The 7,036-nt window shown below is 32.7% G+C and carries 4 protein-coding genes; 2 read left to right on the forward strand and 2 right to left on the reverse strand.

The genetic code is table 11. The features are described from left to right. Positions 1–124: 124 nt before the first annotated feature. Together B0A57_RS11765 and prfA are read right to left on the reverse strand one after the other, a co-directional pair. On the reverse strand, positions 125–2,257 hold the full coding sequence (locus tag B0A57_RS11765; protein ID WP_034098706.1) for a DUF5723 family protein: 2,133 nt from the start codon (positions 2,255–2,257) through the stop codon (positions 125–127). Positions 2,258–2,387: 130 nt separating this feature from the next. Then, positions 2,388–3,461, reverse strand: a complete 1,074-nt coding sequence (gene prfA, locus B0A57_RS11770; protein ID WP_011964025.1) for a peptide chain release factor 1 — start codon at positions 3,459–3,461, stop codon at positions 2,388–2,390. Between the two features lie 741 nt (positions 3,462–4,202). Here prfA and B0A57_RS11775 point away from each other — a divergent pair. Both B0A57_RS11775 and B0A57_RS11780 read left to right on the forward strand, forming a co-directional pair. Next, positions 4,203–6,458, forward strand: coding sequence for a TonB-dependent siderophore receptor (locus B0A57_RS11775; protein ID WP_038466762.1), 2,256 nt, complete (start codon positions 4,203–4,205; stop codon positions 6,456–6,458). Between the two features lie 5 nt (positions 6,459–6,463). Beyond that, positions 6,464–7,012, forward strand: a complete 549-nt coding sequence (locus B0A57_RS11780; RefSeq protein WP_011964027.1) for a PepSY-associated TM helix domain-containing protein — start codon at positions 6,464–6,466, stop codon at positions 7,010–7,012. Positions 7,013–7,036 lie beyond the last annotated feature (24 nt).

Here is a 7,036-nt window from a genome sequence, read left to right on the forward strand (position 1 = left end):
AAAGCTAAATTGGTATAAATGTAACAAAAAAGGAGTAAAAAAACTTAGTTCTCTACTCCTTTTGCTTAATAATTTTATAATCTCCTCAAAAAAATTTAGAGGAATAGTAACCTTTTATTTTTTATTAGTTAACTAATTTTACTTCAACCCTTCTATTTAAAATCTTACCTACTTTAGTTTTATTTGTTGCAATTGGTTTAGATTCTCCAAAACCTTTAGAAGCTAATCGAGAAGCATCGATACCATTCTTTACTAGATACGCCATAACTGCCGCCGCTCTTGTCTCAGATAATGTTTGGTTTGCAGTGTCTTTACCGTCGCTATCGGTATGTCCTTCTATAGAAAATTTAGCAACTGGATATTCTTTTAAAATTGCCAATATTGATTGTAATACTGGAAATGTACGCTGCTGAAAAGAAGATTTACTTACCTCAAATAAAATAGTTTTTGCGTAATCGTTTAATTTTTTCATTACATCTGCCGTAACTTCAGGACAACCATTATTTTTAATAGTTCCTTTTACAGTAGGACATTTGTCATCTTTATCTAATACCGAATCCCCATCAGTATCAGGCCAAGGACAACCTGCATTTTCTTTATCTCCTACAATTGTAGGACATTTATCATCTTTATCTAAAGTACCATCTTTATCTGTATCTAAATAAGGACAGCCTTTATTTTCTATTGGACCAGCTTCATTAATACATTTATCATCTTCATCTAAAACCCCATCTTTATCAGTATCTTCATACGGACAACCTTTGTTTTTAGCAGGTCCAGCAATAGTAGGACATTTGTCGTCCTTGTCTAAAACGGTATCGTTGTCTGTATCTTTCCACGGACAACCTTTGTTTTCTATTGGTCCTGCAGTTTCAGGACAATCATCAAATTTATCTAAAACACCATCGTTGTCTTTGTCTTTTTTCTTTCCTTGGTATATAGGTATTTTAAGACCTAAGTGCATATCTATTCCTTTAGATTCATTAGAAATTAAGTTTGATATCACAGATCCCGAGCCTACAAATAATGGTCCAGCTCTAAAACCAAAACCTGCTCTTAGATTGCTATATTGCATGTAACTTACTGGTAAATAAAAACTAAACCATTTTACTTCGTATCGTGGTGTAAGCGATACCGCATTTTCTATCGAATTTGTGTTTAATGCTGTTTTGCTTGTTAAACTCATATCTGAATTTAAATTTAGATAGAATTTTTTATAAAAATTCCAATCTAAATTGGTGTGTATCGCTGTTGGCAAGCTCATTTTTTGCGCATCGGAAAATGAGGTTGAAAAGGTATTTAAATAATCGGTACTTTTTAAGTTATCATACTGAGCTTCTGTTCTTACCCCATTCAAATTATGAGTTCTTTGGGTTGCCTCTTTGTATGTGATAGATCCAATATCGGTTACAGACAATCCAAATCGTAATTTGTATTTGTTTAAGTTTTTATCATCTGCCGAAAAACTAGCATAATCTGGTCGGTATTCATAAATAAAACCTAAATCTCCTCCAAAACCAATTGATTTTCTGTCAAATTTATAATCGGTATTTTCAAATTCTTGACTTCCACCGTATGTTAAAGTACCTGTTGTTGCAATGGTATTAAAATTTGCATTAGAACCTTTGTTATCATAGGCAAGCGATACATTATTGGCATTTATATAAGAGTTTCCTATACCTTGCATATATTTTAAAGAGAAACCTCCTTTTATAAAATGTTGGTTTTTATTTAAAAGTACCGCAGCATAGGAAAGACCTAATTCTGCCCACGCATTTGCTACGACAGAAAAGTTTTGTGAATTAATGCTATAATCTTTTGATGTGCTAAAATCACTTCGCAATTTATTAAATAAATCACCATCTATATTTCTAACATTTGCAATAGATCTTCCTCTTGTAAAAAGAGCCAACGAATGTTTAGGTGCAATATTAAACATAAATGAAGGTCCCATAATATCTACATTGGCAACAAAATTATTACTTCTTGATGGAAATTTTTTAGATTGCAATTCGAAATCGTAATCTCCCCCTTTTAGAAGATCAGAAACACTAAATCCGTAATAATCATTCCCTACAGAACCGCTAACAGAAGCCAGATTTATATCGGTTTTAAAACGAGAATCTACGATAGACGCAGGATTATATAAAACACTTTGCACTCCAGCATAATTATCGTAATAATAGCCCAGATAAGATTGAGCCCTTGCACTAAAGAGCGAAGTAAATACAAAAAGTAAAAGAAATTTGTTTTTCATTATAATTAATATTTAGTTGTTTTTGTTTGCTTCAAAACAAAAGGAAGTTATATAATTTAGCGACAAATTTACAAAGCTTTTTAAGCTGACTTGTAAGTTTATGGCGAACCTTTTTTTTATTGATAATTTTTTAAAAAATCTCTGACTCTTTCAATTTCTCCATATTGTTAACCAATTGAAGTTCGTCAACAAATTTTTGAATTTTTCCATTCATCACACCATCCATATCAAAAACATCTAAACCAATTCTGTGATCCGTTACACGCCCTTGAGAATAATTATAAGTACGAATTTTTGCAGAACGGTCACCAGAACTTACCTGTGAAGTACGCTTTACAGCATCATCTGCTTGTTTTTTTGCCAATTCTTGTTCGTACAAACGAGAACGTAATACGCCAAAAGCTTTGTCTTTATTTTTATGCTGTGATTTCTGATCCTGACATTGCGCCACTAATCCCGTAGGAATATGCGTCAAACGAACTGCAGATTTGGTAGTATTTACAGATTGCCCTCCTGGCCCAGAGGAACAGAAAAAATCGACACGAACGTCATTCATATCTATCTGAACATCAAACTCCTCTGCTTCTGGCAAAACCATAACTGTTGCAGCCGAGGTATGCACACGACCTTGTGTTTCTGTTTGTGGTACACGCTGCACACGATGCACACCTGCTTCAAATTTTAAAGTTCCGTAAACATCTTCGCCTGTAACTTCAAAAATAACTTCTTTAAAACCACCAGATGTTCCTTCATTCATATCTACAACAGATGTTCTCCAGCCTCTATTTTCGCAATATTTAGTGTACATACGAAACAAATCGCCTGCAAAAATAGACGCTTCATCGCCACCTGTACCAGCACGAATCTCGACCATTACGTTTTTAGCATCTTCGGCATCTTTAGGAATTAGCAAAAATTTTATCTCTTCTTCTAATTCTGGCAATCTTTCTTTGGCTTCTTCGAGTTGCATTTTTGCCATTTCTACCATGTCTGCATCGCTTCCGTCGGCAATTATTTCGTTCGCTTCCTCTATATTCGCCATCAAAATCACATATTCGTCTCGTTTTTCAACAAGCGATTTTAGCCCTTTATACTCCTGATTAAGTGCAACATATCTCTTCTGATCTGCAATTACATCTGGCTGAATAATCAAATCAGATATTTCGTCAAACTTTTGCTTTATTATTTGTAATCTATCTAACATTTTCTTTTCCTTGATATTTGGAGTGCAAAATTACAAAAAAGATTGCAGATTGTAAATTTTAAATTTTAGATTTTTTATCAGGAGCTATTTCCAGCTGTACACTCTATCTTTTCCTTGCTAAAGGAGCAAGAAAAAGGATGCCGTTTCCATCTGGGCTAGAATTGGCAGTATTGCATAATTCTATATTTTAGTCCTATCAAAACAGCAACATAATAGTATCCAAAAACAACGACACAAAGACTTAATTAACCCGATGGGTACAATTAATAAAATTTAAAATTTCTAAAAAACATAAAATAAAACCACATAGAAATATAAAAAAAGAGTTAGGTAGTCTAATTCTTGGTTTACAAAGCTATGTTTTATCGTAATAAAATGAAACGCCTTCAAATTAAGAAAAACTATGTTTCATGCAATTAAAAAATTAAATTATACCCAATGGGTTTAATTACAGTATTTTGAGCTAGAAAAGAATAAGAAATCCTATCAAGTGATTCAGATGAGATTCCTCGTTCCTCACCACAAGAATATACGCTCCAAATATTACAGTGTTTTTTTTTATTAAAACCCTAAAAAAGCCAATTAAGCTTTCTAGTAATGATAAAATAGCTATTTCCTAACCGTATATTATTCATTAAATCAAACATTTAAATATTTGTATTTGTATTTAGTCTAAATAATCTTTGAAAAGTAAAATCTAGGCTTTACTTTTGCATTATTATTTTAACTTATTCTAAATAAATGTGTAAATATATTTTATTCCCGTCTGTAGCTTTGCTACTTTGTGCTACAAGTTTTGCACAAAAATCAACTCTTTCTGAAGCAGAAAATGAGTATTCAGAAAATCGAACAATGGTAAACGATACCGTAAAAAACAAAAAAAGACAAATTCTTGATGAAGTTACTATTATTTCTAACCAACAAAAAACGCCTATATCTGCAACAAGATCTGGTATAAAAGCAATAGATTTACCACAAAGCATACAAGTAGTAGGCTCTGAAACTATTGCACAACAACAAAGCATACGATTAAGCGATGTTATAAAAAACGCAAATGGTATTTATATAAGTTCAGCTCGTGGTGGCGCACAAGAATCTCTTTATTCAAGAGGATACGACATGTCTACAAATAACATGTTTAAAAATGGTTTTCGCTTTAGTAGTGGCTCTATACCCGAGGTTTCTTCTTTAGAAAAAGTAGAAATTTTAAAAGGAAGTGCTGCCTTATTATATGGAAATGTGGCTCCTGGAGGTATTCTTAATATGGTTACTAAATCGCCTTCATTTACAAAAGGTGGAGAACTAGCAATGCAAATGGGTAGTTATTCTTTCTACAAACCATCGCTAGATATTTATGGCCCACTAAGCAATGCTATTGCATACAGGCTTACAGGATCATACGAAAACTCTAAAAGTTTTAGAGATATTGTAAAAAAAGAACGCTACTACATTAATCCTTCCTTCCTTTTTAAAGTAAGTCCAAAAACAGAGATTACTTTACAAGGAGATTATTTACACGACGATTGGACACCTGATTTTGGTACTGGAATTGTTGGTAAAACTATTGCAAACTTACCTCGTAACACTTATTTAGGAGCAAATTGGTCTACAGGACAAACAAAACAAGTTAGCCTTTCGGCCTTAGTAAATCATAATTTTAATACCAATTGGAAATTAAACTTCAATACGTCGTTCCAAGATTATAGCAGAACTTCAAAAGGGACTGAACGTGTACAACCATCGGATGCAATTGCAACTTATGGAAACTTGAAAAGAAATCTTGGTCAAAACCAAAATGTAGAACAAATTACGGGTCAACAACTTAGTTTGCAAGGTAATTTTAATACAGGTTCAGTAAAACACCAATTATTTACAGGCATCGATTTTGAGAACTCAGTGGTAGAAAGTAATACATTTGTATTTAAAAAAACAAACAATCCGTTCATACTACAAGACGGAATTTATGATCTTGTTAATATTTTTACTTTCGATTCGAACTCCCAAACAAATCTTATCCCTAATGCCATTAAAACTAAAAGGATAGAAACAGAAACTAATCGTTTTGGGGTTTACGCACAAGATTTAGTATCTATTACAGAAAAAATTAAATTGCTAGCAGGATTGCGTTGGTCATGGCAAGAAGCGGAAGTAAACACTTATGATTTGCTAGTTAATACATCTGTCATGACACCTAAACGCAAAGATGAAGCTTTCTCTCCAAAAGTAGGGTTGGTGTTTCAACCAACAAAAAACACTTCGCTGTTTGTTAGCTATGCCAATTCATTTACACCAAATTCAGGAACAACCGCAGACTTAGTTGCCATAAAACCATCTATTATAGACCAATATGAAGTAGGTATTAAAAAATATTTCTGGAAAAATGTACTAAGCACAAATATTACATTATATCAAATAACAAATAGTAACTTAGCACAAACTGCAGAATTTAAAGCTAACGGTTCGATAAATACTGATAGTAGCATAAAAGTTTTAAGCGGAGAAACAAAAAGCAAAGGAATAGAAGTAGATATTACTGCAAGACCATTTGAAGGTTTCAATATTATTGCTGGTTATAGTTATAATGACATGCGTTATACTAAAACATCTGGATTAAACGGAAGTTTTATACAAGGAGATCGTTTAGTAAGAACACCAAAAAACACTGCTAATTTAAGTTTTTTCTATACCTTGCCAACGGGATTACTAAAAGGACTGTCTTTTGGAGCATTAGGAAATTATGTAGGCAACCGTTTTGGTGGTTGGAACAATCAAGTAGTTATTTCAAGTACTGGAGCTGTTAGTATTAATGACAGAGCAATACCTTTGACGGATTACAAAACAGTAGATTTATCAGCAGGGTACACATGGGGGCAATTTTCAATATTATGCAAATTAGCTAATGTAGCTAATGAATTAAACTATACTGTTCACGAAAATTATAGTGTAAATCCAATAGCACCACGCCAAGTAATAGCAACTATAAAGTATAAATTTTAAAGAATATGAAACTAATAAAAGCAAGAAACCTACATCGAGATTTAGGCTATTTTTACATAGGACTAATCATTTCCTTTGCGTTTTCTGGAGTATTAATGAACCACAGAGAGCATTGGCACCCAGAAAAATACACAACAGAAACTAAAGAGATTCAGGTAAAATTGCCTTTAGAAAGTGACATTAACGAAAAATATGCCGAAAATTTAGCCAAAACTTTAGGTATAGATGATAAAATACGTCGCCATAATATAAAAAAAGGAACGTTTAAAATCTCTTTTGAAAAACATGATCTAGAAATTGACATGAAAACAGGAAAAGGAGAAATAGTATCATTCTTTAAAACACCAATTATTAGCCAAACAATGAAGTTGCACAAAAGCGATTCTATCTGGTGGATTTATTACTCGGATATCTTTGGAATTTCGTTAATAACTATTGCCATAACAGGAGCAATAATGATTCCGGCAGGAAAATTTACTTTTAAAAGACGTGGTTGGAAACTGGCTTTGGCAGGGCTAATATTTCCTTTATTAATATTAATTTTATTAAGTTAAGGCAGTAGACACTATCCCGCAAAG

The sequence above is a fragment of the Flavobacterium psychrophilum DSM 3660 = ATCC 49418 genome, from assembly GCF_002217405.1.
GTDB classification, from domain to species: Bacteria; Bacteroidota; Bacteroidia; order Flavobacteriales; family Flavobacteriaceae; genus Flavobacterium; species Flavobacterium psychrophilum.

Excerpts from the sequence above, each read along its gene's own strand:
- B0A57_RS11765 (WP_034098706.1), bottom strand. The coding sequence starts at position 2,257 with ATGAAAAACAAATTTCTTTTACTTTTTGTATTTACTTCGCTCTTTAGT.
- prfA (WP_011964025.1), bottom strand. The coding sequence starts at position 3,461 with ATGTTAGATAGATTACAAATAATAAAGCAAAAGTTTGACGAAATATCT.
- B0A57_RS11775 (WP_038466762.1), top strand. The coding sequence starts at position 4,203 with ATGTGTAAATATATTTTATTCCCGTCTGTAGCTTTGCTACTTTGTGCT.
- B0A57_RS11780 (WP_011964027.1), top strand. The coding sequence starts at position 6,464 with ATGAAACTAATAAAAGCAAGAAACCTACATCGAGATTTAGGCTATTTT.